Genomic DNA, 20698 nt, shown 5'->3' with positions numbered 1-20698 from the left:
CAATGTTTGGTATAACTCAGAAAATCTTAAGAGAAGTTATAATTCAATCCAAAAATAGGGGGATAGGGATTGCTCTTATCATGAATGTTTCCCACTTAAGGGGATTGACCAGAGCTATTTTTTATAAATGTTTATATTTCAAAAACGTAAAATGCTCTGTATTCTCCATGCAGCAAAACAGCAAAATTGAAATCTTTAATAAGCGGGCACTTTTCTCTATAGGAAAATTTGTTTTTGTTAGAAAAAATGCAAGCTTTAGACTTGATTTCGATGGAAGACTTTTTATTGATGACAAAGTATTTATCAACGATAATTGCACGATCAATTGCGTAAATAAGATTACGATTGGAAAAAAGACTAAAATTGCTCCTAATGTTTGTATAAACGATCACGATCACAATTATAAAAACAGTAGTAACCAACACTTGATAAAAGGTGAGGTTCACATAGGCAAAAACGTTTGGATAGGAGCCAACGCAGTTATTTTAAAGGACACATGGATTGGAGACAATTCTGTGATTGCTGCTGGCAGTGTAGTTAAGGGAGTTGTTCCTGAGAATTCATTATTTTTGAATGAAAGAACAAATAAACTAAAGAGCTTTAAACAAAAAATCATAGCAACTTAATCTATTTGAAAGAGGATGCCATGAAAAAGAATATTATCATCTGCTTATATGATATGGAAATTGGTGGGATTGAACGAAGCTTAATAAATATGCTTGAAAACTTTGATTATGAACACTACAATGTCGATCTTCTGATTTTTGAACATAAGGGAGAGTTTATGAAGCTTATACCAAAACAGGTAAATATCCTTCCTGAGTTTTCTTCTTACTCTGTTTTTAGAAAGCCTATTGCTCAATGTCTAAAAGAGGGACATTTTGCTACGTCTATTGTTAGAGTTTTAAGTAAATATGCATCTATCATGAAAGCAAGAAAAAAGAAATTTAAGGAAGGATCTGCCTATATTCAGATGCAGTTGGCTATCAAGTACTCTTCATATATTTTGCCAAAGTTGAATAAAAAATATGATTTAGCGATTAGTTATGCCTGGCCGCACGATCTAGTGGCAAACAATGTATCTGCTTATAAGAAAATTGCCTGGATTCATACCGATTATAGCAAGTTAGAAATAGATAATAAAATCGATCTTTTGACATGGAAGAAATTCGATTATATTGCATCAATATCTGATGAATGTACAAAATCATTCCTTTCAAAATATCCATCTTTAGAAGATCGAATTGCTTTAATAGAAAATATATCAGCACCAAACTTTATAATAAGAATGGCTAGAGAAGAAATTACAAATAATGAAATGAACATAAGCAGTTATAAAATTCTATCAGTTGGAAGATACTCTTATGTAAAAGGTTTTGACCTTGCTATAAAAGCTCTCAGAATACTACACGACAAAGGATTAACAAATATAAAGTGGTTCATAATAGGTTATGGCGGGATGGAGTCTGAACTTAAAAACTTAATACAAGAAAATAATTTACTTGAAAGTTTCATACTCTTAGGAAAAAAAGAAAATCCATATCCATATATGGAAACTTGTGACCTATATGTACAGCCATCAAGATATGAAGGAAAAGCAGTTACTGTTACGGAAGCTAAAATATTAGGAAAACCTATATTGATTACAAATTATCCTACGGCAAAAAGTCAAATAGAGGATGGAATAGAAGGTATTATATGTGATTTAAATCCAAAGGATATCGCAACAAAAGTTGAAGAATTATACAGAAATCAGATGCTAAAAGATAAATTAACGAAAAATATAAAAAATAACAACTATAGTAATATTAATGAATTAAGTAAGATTTATGAACTTATAGAGAATTAGTTTATGAATGTAATTAAATGGAGGTTTAATTTTGGAGAATATTCTTTTATTAGATACATCAGTAGCTTCCCTAAATAAGGGAGACGATATCATCATGAAATGTGTAAGATATCAATTGTCTGATATTACAAAAAAAACTTACGTTTTAACATTACCAACTCATGTTTCACCTTTTCATTGGTATCAAGTAGCTAGAAACTCAAGTAGAGTTCAGATATATGATAATGCTAAATACAAATTTGTAGGTGGTTCAAATCTACTTACAATGGATATGTTAACACATTTTCCACAATGGAATATTAATTTATTTAATTTTGGGCCTCTTAAGGGCAGCATAATGGTTGGTGTGGGAGCTGGAAAAGGAAACAAAATTAATGGTTATACAAAATTTTTATATAAAAAAGTGCTATCTCACAAATACATACACAGTGTAAGGGATGAAAGGACAAAATATTTTTTGGAAGAAATGGGATTTAAAGCATTAAATACGGGTTGTGCTTCTCTATGGACACTTATTCCTGATTTTTGCAAGGAAATTCCAACTGTAAAATCTGATTCTGTAATTTTTACTTTAACCCATCATTCTAAAGATTTGAAAAATGATCAGTTGTTAATTGATGTATTAAACAGAAACTACAAAAAGGTGTATTTTTGGGTTCAAGATGCTGGGGATCTAGTATATTTTAATAAACTCAAAAATATTGAGAATATCCAAATCGTTCCTCCTACAATTGAAGATTACGAAAAAATTCTTAATTTAGGTGTTGATTATATTGGAACACGTTTGCATGGTGGTATTTATGCAATGAGACACAAAAAAAGATCAATAATAATATCTATTGATGAAAGAGCACGTGGAATGAGTACAACTTACAACCTCAATTTAATTGAAAGAGAAAATTTAAAAGACTTGGAAGTAATGATAAATTCAGAAATTATTACAGATGTTAAAATTAATTTTGATGTAGTAAATCAATGGCTTGACCAATTCGACAAATAATGAGGTAGATAAAATATGGATGTTATTTCTCTTGATAATATAATTGTGGAAAATAATAGAGTGGATTTTCACTTTAATGTAACAGGTAAATTGAAAAAGTATTTTAAATCAAATCACTTGTTTTTTGAATATAACTACGACCTATCTGATGTGCCATTTAGCATACTAACTATTACATTTGTTGCCAATGTGATGCCATTAGTTTGGATTACGGATACAACTTTAGAAATAAACGAACTAGATAAAAATTTTAAAGAAAGTATAAATAATATCAGAAATGCATATCAGGAAATGTTTCCAAGAGTTATTTTTAAAGGCGAAATAAAAATTAATAACATTATTGAAAATTCTTATCAACCTGTACATGAAGTTGCATGCTTATTTAGTGGCGGTTTAGATGCACTTACTACATTCATTAGAAAAAAAGCAAAAAAACCACTATTAATAACAGAATATGGATGGCATGAAAAGACTATTAAAAATAGTGATGTTTGGAATGCTGATAAAATAAATGCAATTAATTTTGCGAAAGGTTATGGATTAAATAATATTCTAATTCAATCTAATTATGGAACAATTCTTAATGCTCAAGAAATAGACTACGATTTTCAAAAAAGACTAGGTGATTCCTGGTGGCATGGATTACATCATGGGTTAGCTATAATCACAGCTGCTATCCCCATTGCTCATAAGTTAAAAATAAAATGTATAAATATAGCGAGTTCTAATTCTCCAATTTATAAAGTACCATGTGCATCAGATCCTACAGTTGATAATCTTATCAAATATTCTTCAGGCGAAGTATTCCATGACGCATACGAACTTAATAGACAAGAAAAAGTAAAGGTCGTAGTGGACTATTATTCAAAAACAAATGCCCCAGTTAATATCAGAGTTTGCTTTAAGCGAGAAGAGAATTGCTGTAAGTGTGAAAAATGTTTAAGGACAATGTTGGGTATCGTAGCCGAAGGTGAGGATCCAAATAATTTTGGTTTTTATTTTGATGGAACTCTTTCAGATCATGTTAAACATCATTTGAATAATGAAGTCAAATTTTTTACAGATATATTTATTTATATCTATTGGACAATAATCCAACAAAGAATGAAGGAAAACGAGAAGAATATAGTATATAAAGATCTGCTAGATTGGTTTTTAGACTATAATTTCAATTCTCAACGAAAAAAAGAACTATTAAAGTACAGAATTATTAATTTTTTTCCTATAATTATCAGGAAAATAACTTATAAATTTGATAGATTAATCATTCAAAAGTCATAAATTGAAGGTAAAAAATGAGAATAAAAAATTCATTACAAAATATGTTTTTTGGCATGTCTGGACAAATTATTAGTTCAGCTATGGGATTTCTGGTTCGAACCATTTTTATATATACTTTAGGTGTTGAATACTTGGGAATAGACGGATTGTTTACAAGCATATTATTAATGCTTTCAATTGCTAATTTAGGATTCGACACCTCCATGATTTATAGCTTATATAAACCAATTGCAGAAAAAGATATCGAAAAGATTCAGGCATTGATGAATTTATATAAAAATGCATATCAACTAATTGGCCTAGTTGTATTAGTAATAGGATTGACATTACTTCCTTTTTTACCTTTTTTAATAAATGGTGAGACATCAATTAATAATATCAATCTTATATACTTGATATTTTTATCAAATTCCGTTTTGTCCTATTATTTTGTTTATAAACAATCCTTAATAATTGCTGATCAAAAAAACTTTATTATTTCCAAAATACACAGTATTTTTATAATCCTTTCAAACTTAATACAAATAATATTTCTATTGCTTACTGGGAATTATATCTTAGTCCTAATTGTTCAAGTATCATTTAGAATCGCAGAAAATGCTTTTATTTCCAATAGAGCTAATAAATTCTATCCTTTTTTAATGCAGAAAAATAATGCAAGGTTATCTATTGAAGAAAAAAAGGTGTTTTTTAAAAATTTGTATTCCATGTTTTTATATAAAATTAGTGGAATAGTAATTAATGGCACAGATAATATTATTATATCTACTTATATTGGTATATCTGCAGTAGGTATTTATTCCAATTATCTTTTAATTCTCTCAACAATTAGTACTTTCTTAAGTTATATATTTTACTCCATAACTGCCAGTGTAGGGAACTTAAACGTAGAAGAGGAAAAAGAAAAAAAATATCTTATTTTTCGTGTTATTTTTTTTATGAGTTTTTGGATTTATGGTTTCTCAACGGTTTGTCTATGGAACTTAATAAATCCATTTATCAAATATTGGTTAAATGGTAATTATTTATTTAATAGTTTTGTTGTTTTTGTGATTTTATTGAATTTTTATACAACCGGCATGCAAAATGCATCAACGATTTTTAGAGACACTACCGGATTATTTGTGAAAGGTAAATATAGACCAGTTTTAGCAGCGATTATCAATTTGATAACCTCCATTCTACTTGTCAAGGTTATTGGTATAGCTGGCGTATTTTTAGGCACGATTATTAGTCGAGCATTTACATTTTTTTGGTACGACCCATTCTTAATATATAAAATCGTTTTTAAAGAAAATTCATTAAAGTATTTCATCAAATACACCTATTATGGATCACTAGTCTTTAGTACATCTTTTATCACAGATAGTATAATTAATCTTACAAAAAGCGAGTCACTAATACTGAATTTGGTAATATGTATTATCGTTGTAAATGTGATTTTCTTTATATTCTGTAGAAAATCGAAAGAATTCAATTACATATTTAATTTGGCCAAGTCTTATAAATTTGGTACCTCAATCGATAAAAAGAATATATTTATAAATAATGATTAGGAGAATGAAAGCATGAAAAGAGTATTTGACATTATTGTAGCAACAATTCTACTATTAATTTTTTCAATATTCATACTAATCATTGCTATTTTTGTAAGAATAAAGTTAGGCTCTCCTATTTTATTTGTACAGAAAAGACCAGGATTGAAATTTAAACCTTTTTATCTTTTTAAATTTCGTACGATGACTGATCAAAAAGATGAAAATGGTTTTTTATTACCTGATGATGCACGATTAACGCCATTTGGTGCACTGCTTAGAAAATATAGTCTAGATGAAATTCCACAGCTTATTAATGTAATAAAGGGAGATATTAGTTTAGTTGGTCCAAGACCATTGTTAATGGAGTATTTACCTTTATATACGGAATCGCAGGCTAGAAGACATTTGGTGAGACCCGGAGTTACTGGATGGGCACAAATTAACGGTCGAAACAATTTATCATGGGAAGAAAAATTCAATTTAGATATTTGGTATGTAGAAAATCAATCATTATTATTGGATGTGAAAATTTTATTTATAACTATTATTAAAGTTTTAAAAACAGAAGGAATAAAACATGAAAATCATGCTACAATGCCAGTGTTTAAGGGGAGTATAAATAATGAGAGAGAAAATTAATATATTATTTACAAGTTCAGGTAGAAGAGTCAGTTTGATTAAGAGTTTTAAAAAAACATTTATTGATCAGAATATTGATGGGAAAATTATTACAGCTGATTTGCAATCCTCAGCTCCAACTAAATATTTTTCAGATAATCATTACATAGTTCCAAAAGTGTCTGAGCCTGAGTATATATCGAAATTAATGGATATTTGTATAGAAGAATCAATAAATTTAATTATACCCTTAATAGATACAGAGTTATCTTTATTATCAAAAAATCGAAGTCTCTTTAAAGAAATAGATGTTACTATTTTGGTTTCCGGTTTAATGTTAAATGAAATATCAAATGATAAAAATAAAACATATGAATTTTTTATCGGACATGGTATTAAAACGCCAAAAGTATATAACAGTCTTGAACTCATGGAACATAATTTATTATATCCTTTGTTGATCAAGCCTTATAACGGTAGTGGGAGTAAGGGTGTTACTATAGTAAATTCAAAAGAAGAATTAATCTTTTTTAAGGATTATATCCCAAATGCATTGGTTCAAGAATATATTGAGGGGAAAGAGTATACCGTTGACGTAATGGTTGATTTAAAAGGCAATATTAAAACAATAGTTCCCAGAATGAGGATTGAAACGAGGGCAGGAGAAGTAAGTAAAGGAATTACAAAAAAGAATGAAAAAATTATCAGTGCTACAAAAGAAGTAATAAAAGTACTTCCTGAACCATTTGGATGTATTACATTGCAATGCTTTGAACAAAAAAATGGAGATATTACATTCATTGAAATTAATCCAAGATTTGGAGGAGGACTCCCTTTATCTATTGCAGCTGGTGCGAATTTTCCACTATGGACGATTCAGCTACTATTGGGTGAAGGTTTTACAAGTATGTACACTGATTGGAAAGAAAATTTTACTATGCTTAGATTTGACGAAGCTGTTTTTACTGAGACTTTAGAGTATGATTAAAGCCATTGTTTTTGATATGGATGATACATTATATCTTGAAAAAGATTATGTATTTAGCGGTTTTAATCACATTGACAATTGGTTAAAATATGAATTTCAAGTGGAGGGTTTTAGCAAAATAGCTATTAATCTGTTTGAATCAGGGGAAAATAAATTAGTTTTTAACAAAACATTAGATTATTTAAAAGTAACGTATGATGATAAATTTATTCAACAAATGATTAAGCTATATAGATCACATACACCTATTATTAAATTATGTGAAGATACCAAATGGTTATTCGATAAATTGAATAATAAAGTAAAACTAGGGTTAATATCTGATGGTTATTATGAAGCTCAAAGTAAGAAAGTGGCAGCTTTAGGCTTAAATCAGATTATTGAAACAATAATCTTAACTGATACTTTAGGTAGAGAGCAATGGAAACCAAGTAAGGTTCCATATGAAGTTGCATGCAATGAATTGCAAGTTGCACATAACGAATGTATTTATATAGGAGATAATGAAAAAAAAGATTTTATAACTGCAAAGAAATTAGGATGGACCACGGTTCATGTCGAGAGGGAAAAAGGGATTTATTTCAAGTTGGATCTAAATGAAGATTATTCAGCTCATTATAAAGTTACAAGTTTAAGAGAATTAGAAGACCTGCCGATATTAAGACATCTCTTTTTAAAAAAAGCTGAAAGGATGTAATTGATGAAAAACAAAAAAATTTTCTTATCTCCTCCTCATATGTCAGGGAGAGAAGAAAAATACATAAATGATGCTTTCAATTCAAATTGGATAGCTCCACTTGGACCAAATGTTGACATGTTTGAAAAAGAGATAGCTTCATTTTTAGGTGTAAATAAAGCGCTTGCAGTTAGTTCTGGTACGGCTGCAATTCATTTAGCATTAATTCTTTTAGATGTTAAAAAAGGTGATACTGTATTCTGTTCATCACTGACATTCATAGCTTCTGCTAATCCAATTCTCTACCAAGGTGCTATACCTGTTTTTATCGATTCTGAACCTGATACATGGAACATGTCTCCTCAAGCTTTAGAAAAAGCATTTAAAAAAGAATTACATGAGGGCAGACGTCCAAAAGCAGTAATAGTGGTAAATTTATATGGTCAAAGTGCTAAAATGTTTGAAATTCAAAAATTGTGCGAAGAGTATGATGTTCCAATAATTGAGGATGCTGCAGAGTCTCTCGGCTCTACTTATAATAATAGAATGAGTGGGACTATTGGAAAATTTGGTATATATTCTTTTAACGGCAACAAAATTATTACCACTTCAGGAGGAGGAATGCTTGTTTCTGATGATGAGGATGCATTAATTAGAGCAAAATTTTTAGCTGCTCAAGCAAGAGATGTGGCTCCGTATTATCAACATACTGAAGTTGGTTATAACTATCGAATGAGTAACGTTTTAGCCGGAATAGGAAGAGCTCAACTTGAAGTACTAGAAGATCGAGTAAGTAGTAGAAGAAAGATATATAATAAATATTTTCGTGAATTATCAAATCTTCCTGGAATAAAATTCATGCCTGAATTAGAAAATTCAATGTCAAATCGTTGGCTAACAGCTCTAACGATTGATGAGAGATTAAGTGGTTTGAATACAACAAAAGTAATTCGGTTTTTGGATAAAGAAAATATTGAAGCTAGACATGTTTGGAAACCACTTCATTTACAGCCTTTATTTAAAGAAACAAGATATTATCCACACTGTAGTGTGCACAATGTGTCAGAACAGCTGTTTAATAGCGGAATATGTCTTCCTTCTGGCTCTAGCATGTCAGCTGAAGATCAAGAACGTATAATAGATTTAATTAAATTACTAGCTTCAGGAAAAATTATGAAGAATGAGGTATATAATTAAACTTCTAGTTTCTTGGATTTATTTACAATATTACCATAAATAGTTTATAAAAAACCTCTTGTAGAGGAAATTATCTCTACAAGAGGTTTTTTAACAAATCGTCTGCTTGAGTACCGTTAAACTAGAACATTTTCATTTGACTATAATAATGATCTTTTGGATGAAATTAATATATAGCAGCAACATTGCAAAGAGAAAGGCGGCATATATTTCTGTTTTAGAATTAGAATTAGAGGTGTAAAGTTAGTTTTCAATATAGCCAAATTTCTTAAATATTGACTCGTTTCCTGCTACTTTCCATATTAAATTATTATCAATAATTGGTTGTTCTGGGGTAGTCGAAAAAAAAGGAGGAGTTGAACCTGAAATGCCGTCGTTTTGTGCTTGGTAAATATGATCATTAAAGTAAATTAATGTTCCCTTTGTAAAGTTAGTTGAGGGTATCCATGTTTTTTTTGTAACGTACCCAGAAGTTGTACATATCCATCCGATATATCCACCCGGGGTTGGGTTAGTGTTATAAATTATATCTCCTTTAACATAATATCCTGATGTGGGTTCTGAATCCATGTGGTAATAAGGATCAAGTACACCATTTATTATATTATTTATTAATTTTTCCTTTCCACGCTTTAAATTAATTCCATTCAAAATATTACCTGCTATTAAGATTTTAGGATCATTTGTAGTTTCATTTAAAAGAAGTGGTTTATCTAAAGATGAGTTGATAATATTATTTTCAATTAATATAACGTTACCTAAGAAAGTAGAATTAATATTGAATACGACTCTGTTGCTAAATACAGATGAAGGATATTTAAATGTATTATTTCTAATTATTACTTGGTCTTTAATATTTTGAAAAATAAATAATGGGCTATCTTTCTTTTCAATATAACAGTTCACCATCTTAAATGTCTTCATATTATTAAGTGTGAATAAAGGATTATTTTGATCTTTACTTTTTATCCAACAATCAATAAATTCAACATCAAAATCATTGTTTAAAATTGAAGTATTTATTCCAATTGTTGAAATATCCATAAACTTGCAATTGCGAATTGAAGACGGAGGGAAACTGAATTGCTTATTAATATTTTTAAAAGTTAAAGTATCAAAGATCCATCCTCCTTTAGGGGAGTTTAAATTATAAATGGTATAGTTAACATCATCCCCATCAAATGAACAATTCATTATTATTTGTGGTTCCGATTTTAGTATTAGAGTGGAATTAAGTGAACCAAAAGTACTTATTTTTGAAGAATCATTTAGAAACTTACAGCCTTCAACTCTAATAGTGTAAGGAATTATTTGATCTATAGTTAAAACAGAGTTATGGAAAACAGAGTCTTTAATTTCTATACTTCTTCCATACCTTTTTATAGAATCGTTGCTTCCAAAAGAACAAGCTGTTCCATAGAAATGATTTTCTGAAACGATGACTTCTCCAGCTATAACTACTTTACATAGATGAAGAATATTGTTGATGAAAAATGACTTATCTGTTGGTGCATTTATTGCTACAGAGACATATTTAGCTACTTTATTAAAACGATTTCCATTGATATACATATACTTGCCATTTGTAATGACTAAGTCATAACCCCAATTATTATAAAAGTGATTCTGTTCTATATAGTAATGTTGGTTAAGATCATATCCATCTTCAATATCAATTCCACCTTGTGGGTCAGTTCCAATATTGAAAGTATCTCCACCAATGTGATGAATTTTATTGTCTCTAACATAAATATGCTTTCCACCAAGACTCATACCTTGTCTTCGACAATGATGTATATCTAATTTTTCCAAAAATATGTTTTCAGGATGACTGTTAACTCTTACCCATAAACTATTATTACTATCGGAAGGAATGGTATTTTGATAAAGTACTACTCTAGCATAACTAACACCATCTGGTTTAGGAACTTCATCAAAAAATTGAACTTTTTCAATAGCAGAATGAAAAGTATCATCTGATTTATAAAAAATAACATCATAAAATTCTGCACTTACATCGATACCTAAATTACCGTAACCACCACCATATATGCCCCAATGGCCAGCCTTAACAATATTTGGATCGTTCATTAAAATTTTTGTTGTAAATCTTATTTTTTTTGAATCAGTTATAGGAGAGCCATCACTTATGCTATATGCACCCAGTTCAGCACTTGATTGCCTAAGGTAATAGGGAAGTGAAGGGAATGTCCCTCCAGATACAATTGCATCTCCCGTGAAATTATATATATTTATATTATCTACAGAAATAAATCTACAATCTCTATATATTTTAATTCCTATCCCACCTTCGTGAGTATCGGAATCTACACCATCTTTTAAATATATATGTGTGTCTCTGTCCCCTTTAATTTCACCATTAGTGATACGAGAGAATATTACATTATCAAAAATAACAACATCGTATTTTTCTAAGCTATTGTCTTGTATTTTCAGCATTGATCCATTTAGGTTCAAAGTCATGAAGCTTTTGATTAAGATTGGGTTAGTTTCATCAATTAGATAGGTCCCTTTAGGAAACATTACTTCTCCATAACTATTTGTTGCTGCCCAATTCAAAGCGTCATTGATTCCTTTAGTTGTATTTACAGCTTCAGTACCATCATTTTTTATTCCCCATCTTTCTAATTCAATCAGATAACTAAAATTACTTACATTTTTTGAAACCCATTTTGCAGTACTACTGTCGTAACTTAAAACGCTATTATTAAATAACGGCTCGGTTGTTAAATCAACATTATCCAAATCTTCAATATTCATTTTCTAATATCACACAACTTTCTATTAAATACTATATATTATGTACTATAAAAAGGTTTGATTAAGCAAAACAACTATGTTTAGAATTATTAAATTCATATTACGAAAACAAGGATCTACATTAAGAGTAGAAAGGTGTTACAGATACCTTTCACCACTTAGGCACATTTTATGGAAGACAGAAGTTACCGTTACAAGAGGAGAATACTAGAGGTCGTTAAATGAAAAGTGTGTGTACCGAGTTTAACAGTTTACATAAAAAGGTTTCAAGAACTTAATAATAGCTAAAACATTTTGCATTTCTAGCTACTAGGCTAAGTCTCCTGATGAAATTTAAGGAAAAGTAGAATACAAAAAAATAGACCTACAAATAGGGAATTTCTTTTAGGTTGAGACAGAGATATATTTTTTAGAATTTTCATTTAATAAAGTTGAATATAGAAAAGTTACAACGTATAATTTAAATTAAGTTCTTTATAAAGAACTTAATTTACTTATAGTATTTCTGACCTATTTTCATTTAATAAAAATTAAACATAAAATGTTCTTTATTAAGAATTCTTATAATAAACTAATTAGTTTGGAGTTGGTAGAAATGGCAATCTTAGTTACAGGCGGTGCAGGATACATAGGCTCACATACATGTGTTGAATTGTTGAACGCAGGATATGACATTATTATTATTGATAATTTATCTAATTCAAATAAAAGTTCACTAAACAGGATCAAAGAAATTACTGGAAAAGATTTTAAATTTTATTACTTAGATTTATTAGACAGAGCTGCATTACAATCTGTTTTTATTGAAAATCAAATTGAAGCTGTAATTCATTTCGCAGGGCTTAAAGCTGTAGGAGAATCAGTAGAAATGCCGCTGCATTATTATCACAACAATATAACAGGTTCTGTTATTCTATTTGAATTGATGGAAAAATTCGGAGTAAGAAATCTTGTATTCAGTTCATCAGCAACCGTTTACGGTACGCAAGAACATGTTCCGCTTATTGAGGAATTACCACTTGAAGCAACCAATCCATATGGCAGAACCAAATTGATGATTGAGGAGATATTAAGAGATATATATGTGTCAAACAATAAATGGAGCATAACACTCCTGCGGTACTTTAATCCTGTTGGGGCTCATCCTAGTGGTCTAATTGGGGAAGATCCAAATGGTATTCCAAATAATTTAGTTCCTTATATTACACAAGTGGCGATAGGAAAGAGGACAGAGCTGAACGTTTTTGGCAATGATTATTCTACCCATGATGGAACAGGAATAAGAGATTTTATACATGTTGTTGATCTTGCAGCTGGTCATATAAAAGCACTTGAAAAGGTAATATCCTCTGTAGGTGTCAGTGCCTATAATCTTGGGACTGGTAAAGGGTATAGTGTGTTGGAAATGATCCACGCATTTGAAAAAGTAATAGGTAAGAATATACCATACAAAATAATTGACCGGAGACCAGGAGATATCGGAATTAGTTATGCGGATCCTACAAAAGCACAAAAGGAGTTAGATTGGGTTGCAAAAAAAGGAATTGAAGAAATGTGTTCTGACTCTTGGCGTTGGCAACTCAATAATCCGAATGGATATGAGGTAGAAAACAAAAAACAGATAGTTGTTTTAAAATCGATGCCCGTTTCTGTTAATTAGTTTATATATTACTGTAATAAAAAGGTGAAATTTATTCCAGATAAATAGCTATAAAGTTATTGCTTTTAGTAAAAAAGTAATGTAATGTTCTTAATATAGAATACAATTAGTTTATTCGTTCTTTAATGAGAAGTTATTTAACTAATGAAATGATCTGTAGGAGAGGGAAATATGAGTGCAATAGTTGGAGTTTATCATTTTGACGGTGAACCAATAAGAATTGAAGAATGTAAGAATGTAATGAAAACTTTGCAAAAGTTTCCCGCAGATGATGTTCAGACATGGACTATTCAGAATTTGTTTCTTGGCTGCCACGCGCAATGGATCACACCTGAATCAGTGGGCGAAGTACTGCCTTACTATGATTATGAGTTAAAAATGGCAATTACTGCAGATGCCATTATTGATAATCGTATGGAACTATTTGATAGATTAGCAGTGGGTAAATTTTTGAGAAAAGATATTACCGACAGCAAGTTAATATTGCTTGCATATGAAAAATGGGGAGAAGAAGCCCCCAAGTATTTAGTTGGTGATTTTGCCTTTATGATCTGGGATGAAAAGCGTCAATTGCTCTTCGGGGCAAGAGACTTTTCTGGTACTAGAACCCTTTATTTTTATAATGACGGTTCAAAATTTGCGTTTAGTACAATTATTGAACCTCTTTTCTCCATCTCTAATATTAGTAAAAAACTGAATGACCAGTGGCTTGCTGAATTTATTGCAATACCTGTTACAACGGATTCCATTTCCACCGACACGACTGTTTATGACAATATTAAGCAATTGCCGCCTTCACATACTATTAAACTCGAAAATGGACGTTTATACCTGAGACAATATTCTAAATTTGATTATTCGGTTAAATTGAAATTGAAATCTAATGGAGAATATGAAGAAGCTTTTAAAGAAGTATTTAATACAGCAGTTATTGATAGACTTCGGACTCATCGAAGTGTCGGTGCTCACCTTAGCGGAGGGTTAGATTCTGGCTCCGTTGTTAGCTTTGCAGCTAAAGCTTTGAAAGAGAAAAAGAAAAGATTACATACATTTAGTTACGTTCCAGTGGATGACTTTGTTGATTGGACACATAGATATAGAGTGGCTAATGAGAGACCGTTAATTGAATCGACGGTTAACTTTGTAGGTAACATTAATGATAAGTATTTAAGCTTTTCGGATACTAATCCATATTCTGAAATCGATGATTGGCTGCAAACTTTGGAGATGCCTTATAAATTTTTTGAAAACTCTTTTTGGCTAAAAGGAATTTATGAGCAAGCAAGTAGTCAGGGAGTTGGATTACTTCTAAATGGTCAAAGAGGCAATTGGACAATTTCTTTTGGACCAGCTTTAGATTACTATGCCCGCTTGTTAAGGCAATTCAAATTATCGAGCTTATATAAAGAAGTGAACCTATATAGTAAAAATATAGGTGTGAAAAAATCAAGAATTATGAAATTTGTAAGTAGAAAAGCGTTTCCTGAAATTGCAAGGCTTTCTAACTCGAAAAATCAAGAAAGTTTTCCTATTTGGATAAATCCTGAATTTGCATCTCGAACTAAAGTTTTTGAAAAACTGGAAGAGCAGGAAATCGATATAAGCGGAACTAATACGACTGATGCTTATCACATAAAAAATAATCAGTTTAAACAATTACATTTTTGGGGTTTAAATGGGACTATCGGCACCAAATTATCATTAAGACATTCATTATGGGAGCGCGATCCTACAAACGATATAAGGGTAGTTCAATTTTGTCTATCTGTTCCAGATGAACAATTCGTCCAGAGTGGACTTGATCGGGCACTTGTCCGCAGAGCTACTAACGGACTATTGCCAGAAGATATAAGACTTAATCAGAGATCCCGTGGAGTACAAGGGGCTGATGGAGTTCATAGAATGATAAGCTCATGGAAAGCATTTATAGATGAACTCTACAAACTACTTAAAGATCCTAAAGTTTCATCTTTTGTAAATAACGAACTATTGGCGAAATACATTAAGAGAATTGAAATGGACTACACACCTAGGCTTATCTTTGAATATGAATTTAGAATTTTAATGCGAAGTTTAATATTATATAGATTTTTAAATAAAATTGAAGGGAGGTGATTACATGAAATCTTGGCAAACACCAGAACTAGAAGTATTGGATGTAAGTTTGACAATGGCTGGACCAGGAATTAAAACACCAGACGCAGTTCAGCCTGATGAAGATGAGGTAGTCCATTATAGTTAATTATTTTAATAAATTTAAATCGTACCCTTATACTTTTATAGTATAGGGGTACTTACTGATAATCTTATCTACATGATTTTAATAAAAATTCGGGGGATGTTTTCTTGAATAAAGTTCGTTTGAAGACACAGCTGTACCATGCTTTTGGATTTAATATACAGTCAGACATAGATTTGCTTGAACTGCCTCTAATTATAATAGAAGAGAATGAACCTCAAATAATAATAGAAATATCAGATTTGACCTCGATCTGGAAAGAACTATCAGATAAAAATAAATCTTTTGTTATAAAAAAAGAATTTATCATGTTCAAAATTCAAGCAGTTGGTATTTTTTTGGTGCAAAAAGGAAGAGAAATTCTCTATTCTCCTTTGGCTGATGCTGATGATGATCTAATTCGTCTTTACCTGCTTGGAACATGTATGGGTGCAATATTAATGCAAAGAAGAGTTTTGCCCCTGCACGGCAGTGCTATAGCAATCGACGGTAAAGCATACGCCATTATAGGTGACTCAGGAGCAGGCAAATCAACTTTGGCTTCTTCTTTATTAAATAAGGGGTATCAGCTTATCAGTGATGATGTTATTCCCGTAACTCTAAATGAAGAAAAACTTCCCTTAATAACTCCGGCTTATCCTCAGCAAAAACTTTGGTTAGAAAGTCTTAATGAGTTTGGAATGGATGCAAATGGTTATAAACAGATTTTTAATAGAGAAACTAAATACGCAGTTCCAGTGAAAAATCAATTTGTTTCTCAGAAGCTTCAGCTTTCGGGGGTTTTTGAGTTAGTTAAATCGGACACTGCAGAGATAATATTAAACCCAATCCATAAACTAAACAGTCTTCAAACTTTGTTCAAACATACATATCGTAATTTCTTTATCGCTCAAATGGGTTTGATGGAATGGCATTTTAATATAACTGTAGCAATGGCTGAGAAAATCAATTTATACCAGCTTAGCAGGCCAGCTAACCGTTTCACTTCACATGAACTGGCTGAAGAAATAATAAATGCTATCAAAGAGGAGGAAAAATTTGTATGGTTAACGCACTAATGTCTTCGACAAATTTTATTGTACGCCAAGGAGAAGGAAACATCGTAAGTGATATGAACGGGGAAAAAGTGATGCTCAGTATAAGTAATGGAAAATACTATAATCTAGGTGAAATGGGCGGTGTAATTTGGGATCTTATAGAAAGCCCTATAAACTTTAATCAATTAATCGAAAGTTTGCTTTCACAATATCAAGTTGAAAGAGAAGAATGCCAGAAACAGGTACTTTCTTTTTTAGAGTCCTTAAATAAAGAAAAATTAATTAAATTAGAAAAAGATATTTAGTTTATTGTGCGATCTATTTTAAGTAAGGGATAGTGAGATCTTGAATAAATTATTACTGCTTCATTCAATGGATATGAAGACTAAATTACTTTTGGCAGAATCTTTTTTTTACTTAGGACTTGGTCGGTATCTTAAAAGTATACCTTTTTCAAAAGTAGCTCCTTCGTTGGGGCAGCATATGGAAGAGACAGCTTATGAAACTATTAATTTTAACAAAAAAACGATAGCCAGTGTCTCTCAAGCTATTAAGATAATGAGCAAATATACATTTTGGGAAAGCCAATGTCTTGTAAAAGCTATTGCAGCAATGAAAATGCTGGAGAAGCGAAACATTGAAAGCACTTTATATTTGGGAACAGCAAGAGATGAGTCAGGGAAGCTTGTAGCTCATGCTTGGCTGCGCAGTGGACCATATTTTGTCACGGGTTCAGAGGGTAAGGAGAATTATACGGTTGTTGGCAAATTTGCTAAGAAAATTGGAGGATTTGAGAATGAGACTTAATTTAGCAAAGGTGCCTAGAGAATTAAAGATCATTTTCGAACTTTTAAAGGACGAAAGTGTTGAAAACTTAGTCGAAAAAGGCAGGTATTTGTTTACTAAGATTGATTGGACTTTATTTTTAAAATTATGTACACATCATCGTGTTTATACAATGATTTATCCCCGCTTAAAACAGCTTCCTGAAGACATGATCCCATCAAACGTTATTCAATATCTGGCCGACAAATACAAGAATAATACATTCAAAATGCTTTTCTTAAGTGCAGAAATGGAGCAGCTGAGCATGAAATTAACAGAAGAACAGATACGTGTTCTTTTTTTAAAAGGGCCAGTAATTGCCCATGATTTATACGGAGATATTTCTCTCCGGACTTCTAGTGATCTGGACTTTCTTGTACCTTTTGAAAAACTTGAAATCACAGAAGAACTTTTGGAAAGCCTTGGTTATAAAAAAGATGAATATATACATTCTGTGCTAGGCGATTGGAAGTGGAGACATCATCATTTTACTTATTTTCATCCAGTCAAAAAAATTAAAGCTGAGGTTCATTGGCGATTGAATCCAGGACCTGGCCCTGAACCTCATTTTGATGATCTATGGAAGGAAAGACGTAAAAGTAACCTGACATTTTCACCAATCTACTTTTTAGGAAAAGAAGACTTATTTTTGTTTCTGGTGTCGCACGGAGCAAGACATGGATGGTCAAGATTAAGGTGGCTGTCAGATATTCAGCATATGATGGGGCAGGATATAGACTGGAATAGAATACAGGTATTGCTAAAAAAGTACCATTTCATTAATCAAGGTTCACAGGCTTTGGTTTTAGCATCGGAATTGTTAAATGCAGAAGTTAATACCGATATGACACATATGGTGGAAAATAAAAAATCAAGAGGACTCGCTCAGGAGGCAATTTTTTATTTTGAAAGAATGGTTAACTTACATACAGATCCTGTGCCTGATGATATCTGTAAATATCATGCAAAACATTTATTTAGTTTAATGTCGCCAAAACAAAAATTACTCTTTCTACTTAGTTGCATTCATCCTTTGCCAGAAGACGCCGAAACACTCCCGTTGCCAAATCGGCTTCATTTTTTGTATTTCCTTTTACGCCCCTTTTTATGGGCATGGAGGAAAACGAAAAGAGAAACAAGATACCTTAGGGGGCAAAAATCTTGAATCTAATCTTGTATTTTCTGAAGCAAATACAATCTTATGCTGGGAAAAGACTATATATTAACTTATTAGCTACTGTGTTTATAAGTTTATTAGATGGTGTAGGTATTTTATTGCTTATTCCCATGATAAGCATTACTGGCATTATCGATTTTAATGTGGGGAATACCCCTTTTAACGAGATTTTCTCTTTTTTTGACCGTATTCCAAGCAGTTTCGGTCTGCCATTTATTCTATTAAATTTTGTTCTTATCGTGATCTTACAAAATTTTTTACATCGTCACATAACGATTCAGAACATAAAAATCCAGCATGGTTTTTTTCGCCACTTGCGAGTAAACACTTACCATTCTTTGCTCCACGCAAACTGGGCTTTTTTTATAAAAAATAGAAAATCAGACTTAATCAATTTATTAACAACTGAAGTTGCCCGTTCTAGCGCCGGAACTCATTCGCTGCTGCAATTTTTGGCATCTCTTATTTTTACCGTTATTCAAATCGGTCTAGCCTTCTTTCTTTCTCCCAGTATTACGTTTTTCTTATTGCTTTGCGGGGCTCTTATTGTCTTTCTAAACAGGAAATTTTTAAGGATGTCACTGGCTTTAGGGAAAAAAAATTATTCTCTGGGGAAAGAATACCTTGCTGGGATTACCGATCAAATTAATGGTATTAAGGATATTAAAAGTAATACTCTTGAAAAATCCAAAATGAATTGGTTTCTAAACGTAACTGAAGGAATGCAAGATGAACAGATTGAATACACCACATTAAGGACCATGTCCCAACTATATTACAAAGTGGCTTCTTCTATACTTATAGCTGTGTTTATTTTCATTGCAGTAAACATGTTTCATGCACAGGCGGGGGAATTAATGCTGATTGTTGTGATCTTTTCAAGGTTATGGCCAAGAGTGGCAGGAATTCAAAGTTCTTTAGAGCAGATTGCTACTATGCTTCCCTCATTTCATGCTGTAAAGAATCTACAAAATGAATCCAGAAAAGCTGTTGAATTCAAAGACTATGAGAACCTTACAATTATTCCTATTCGAATCAAGAAAGAGATTGAATGTAAAAGTGTATATTTTCGCTATTCTCAGAACCCTTCTGACTCATATGCTTTAGAAGATATAAATGTTGTTATTCCTGCAAATAAAATGACTGCATTTGTCGGCAGATCTGGCGCAGGAAAAAGTACATTAATTGATATTTTAATGGGTTTAAATCTTCCAGAAAAAGGTCAAGTTTTAATTGACGGCACACCTCTGACAAGTGAAAACCTTCTTTCAATGCGTAAAGCAGTTAGTTACGTGCCGCAAGATCCATTTTTATTCAATGCGAGTATTAAAGAAAACCTTCTAATGGTTGAATCTGAAGCTGCAGATGAAGAAATATGGAGAGCATTAGAATTTTCATCAGCTGCTGAATTTGTTAAAAAACTGCCAAATGGATTAGATACATTAGTTGGAGATAGGGGTATACGTCTATCAGGTGGGGAGAGACAACGAATTGTCCTTGCAAGAGCAATATTAAGGAAGCCTTCTATACTTGTTTTAGATGAAGCTACAAGTGCTTTAGATACCGAAAACGAGGCAAATATTCAAAGAGCATTAGAAAGGCTCAAAGGAAGTATGACAATCATTGTCATAGCTCATCGACTGTCAACAATAAGAAACGCGGATCAGGTTATTGTCTTAGATCAAGGGAATGTCATCCAAAAAGGTGAGTTTGGTCAGCTGGCGAAAGATAAGAAAAATCTTTTTGGGAAATTATTAAATAATCAAAAAGATGCAAGCCTTTAACGTCTAATAGTTGAATGATAACGTTAAAAGCCACTATTAATCTTTCAT

Annotated in this window: 18 protein-coding genes; 17 read left to right on the top strand and 1 reads right to left on the bottom strand. The window is 31.4% G+C overall.

Annotated features, from left to right (window positions below):
• Positions 1 to 2 precede the first annotated feature (2 nt).
• Genes LIT25_13375 through LIT25_13335 form a run of 9 tightly spaced genes read left to right on the top strand, consistent with a single transcriptional unit; the run spans position 3 to position 9147 of the window.
• Positions 3 to 626: an acyltransferase gene (locus LIT25_13375; GenBank protein USK31668.1), complete on the top strand. Its 624-nt coding sequence runs from the start codon at positions 3 to 5 to the stop codon at positions 624 to 626.
• Between the two features lie 20 nt (positions 627 to 646).
• Positions 647 to 1849 (top strand): glycosyltransferase, encoded by a 1203-nt coding sequence (locus tag LIT25_13370; GenBank protein USK31667.1) that lies wholly within the window; start codon positions 647 to 649, stop codon positions 1847 to 1849.
• Positions 1850 to 1880: 31 nt separating this feature from the next.
• Positions 1881 to 2849 carry a polysaccharide pyruvyl transferase family protein gene (locus tag LIT25_13365; GenBank protein ID USK31666.1) on the top strand — a complete coding sequence of 323 codons (969 nt, stop codon included), beginning with the start codon at positions 1881 to 1883 and terminating at the stop codon, positions 2847 to 2849.
• Between the two features lie 15 nt (positions 2850 to 2864).
• Entirely contained in the window at positions 2865 to 4130 is a 1266-nt protein-coding gene (locus LIT25_13360; protein USK31665.1) for a peptidase, read from the top strand.
• A 14-nt stretch (positions 4131 to 4144) separates the two neighbouring features.
• Positions 4145 to 5686: a sugar translocase gene (locus LIT25_13355; GenBank protein USK31664.1), complete on the top strand. Its 1542-nt coding sequence runs from the start codon at positions 4145 to 4147 to the stop codon at positions 5684 to 5686.
• A gap of 12 nt (positions 5687 to 5698) precedes the next feature.
• On the top strand, positions 5699 to 6307 hold the full coding sequence (locus LIT25_13350) for a sugar transferase (protein USK31663.1): 609 nt from the start codon (positions 5699 to 5701) through the stop codon (positions 6305 to 6307).
• Positions 6288 to 7274: an ATP-grasp domain-containing protein gene (locus tag LIT25_13345; protein ID USK36274.1), complete on the top strand. Its 987-nt coding sequence runs from the start codon at positions 6288 to 6290 to the stop codon at positions 7272 to 7274. Before LIT25_13350 ends, LIT25_13345 begins: the two co-directional genes overlap by 20 nt.
• Positions 7267 to 7971, top strand: a complete 705-nt coding sequence (locus LIT25_13340; protein ID USK31662.1) for an HAD family hydrolase — start codon at positions 7267 to 7269, stop codon at positions 7969 to 7971. The genes LIT25_13345 and LIT25_13340 overlap by 8 nt, the downstream gene beginning before the upstream one ends.
• Positions 7972 to 7974: 3 nt before the next feature.
• Positions 7975 to 9147 carry an aminotransferase class I/II-fold pyridoxal phosphate-dependent enzyme gene (locus LIT25_13335; protein ID USK31661.1) on the top strand — a complete coding sequence of 391 codons (1173 nt, stop codon included), beginning with the start codon at positions 7975 to 7977 and terminating at the stop codon, positions 9145 to 9147.
• 243 nt (positions 9148 to 9390) lie between these two features.
• On the opposite strand, the gene LIT25_13330 is transcribed toward LIT25_13335, so the two are convergent.
• A complete protein-coding gene (locus tag LIT25_13330) occupies positions 9391 to 11928 on the bottom strand; it encodes a right-handed parallel beta-helix repeat-containing protein (protein USK31660.1) in 2538 nt (845 codons plus the stop codon).
• Positions 11929 to 12523: 595 nt separating this feature from the next.
• Here LIT25_13330 and galE point away from each other — a divergent pair.
• From galE to LIT25_13290, 8 genes are all read left to right on the top strand, one after another.
• Positions 12524 to 13588, top strand: coding sequence for a UDP-glucose 4-epimerase GalE (gene galE / locus LIT25_13325; protein ID USK31659.1), 1065 nt, complete (start codon positions 12524 to 12526; stop codon positions 13586 to 13588).
• 171 nt (positions 13589 to 13759) lie between these two features.
• Positions 13760 to 15703 (top strand): asparagine synthetase B, encoded by a 1944-nt coding sequence (locus tag LIT25_13320; GenBank protein ID USK31658.1) that lies wholly within the window; start codon positions 13760 to 13762, stop codon positions 15701 to 15703.
• 4 nt (positions 15704 to 15707) lie between these two features.
• Positions 15708 to 15830: a paeninodin family lasso peptide gene (locus tag LIT25_13315; GenBank protein USK31657.1), complete on the top strand. Its 123-nt coding sequence runs from the start codon at positions 15708 to 15710 to the stop codon at positions 15828 to 15830.
• A gap of 104 nt (positions 15831 to 15934) precedes the next feature.
• Positions 15935 to 16885 carry an aldolase gene (locus LIT25_13310; protein ID USK31656.1) on the top strand — a complete coding sequence of 317 codons (951 nt, stop codon included), beginning with the start codon at positions 15935 to 15937 and terminating at the stop codon, positions 16883 to 16885.
• Positions 16870 to 17169 (top strand): lasso peptide biosynthesis PqqD family chaperone, encoded by a 300-nt coding sequence (locus tag LIT25_13305; GenBank protein ID USK31655.1) that lies wholly within the window; start codon positions 16870 to 16872, stop codon positions 17167 to 17169. The genes LIT25_13310 and LIT25_13305 overlap by 16 nt, the downstream gene beginning before the upstream one ends.
• Positions 17170 to 17242: 73 nt before the next feature.
• A complete protein-coding gene (locus tag LIT25_13300) occupies positions 17243 to 17671 on the top strand; it encodes a lasso peptide biosynthesis B2 protein (protein USK36273.1) in 429 nt (142 codons plus the stop codon).
• Entirely contained in the window at positions 17661 to 18854 is a 1194-nt protein-coding gene (locus LIT25_13295; GenBank protein USK31654.1) for a nucleotidyltransferase family protein, read from the top strand. The genes LIT25_13300 and LIT25_13295 overlap by 11 nt, the downstream gene beginning before the upstream one ends.
• The gene (locus tag LIT25_13290; protein USK31653.1) at positions 18851 to 20650 is read left to right on the top strand and encodes an ABC transporter ATP-binding protein/permease; all 1800 of its coding nucleotides are present in this window, start codon (positions 18851 to 18853) and stop codon (positions 20648 to 20650) included. Before LIT25_13295 ends, LIT25_13290 begins: the two co-directional genes overlap by 4 nt.
• Positions 20651 to 20698: the final 48 nt, after the last annotated feature.

It is taken from the genome of Bacillus sp. F19 (genome assembly GCA_023823795.1).
GTDB lineage: Bacteria > Bacillota > Bacilli > Bacillales > Bacillaceae > Bacillus_P.
This window is presented reverse-complemented; position numbering and strand designations above follow the sequence as displayed.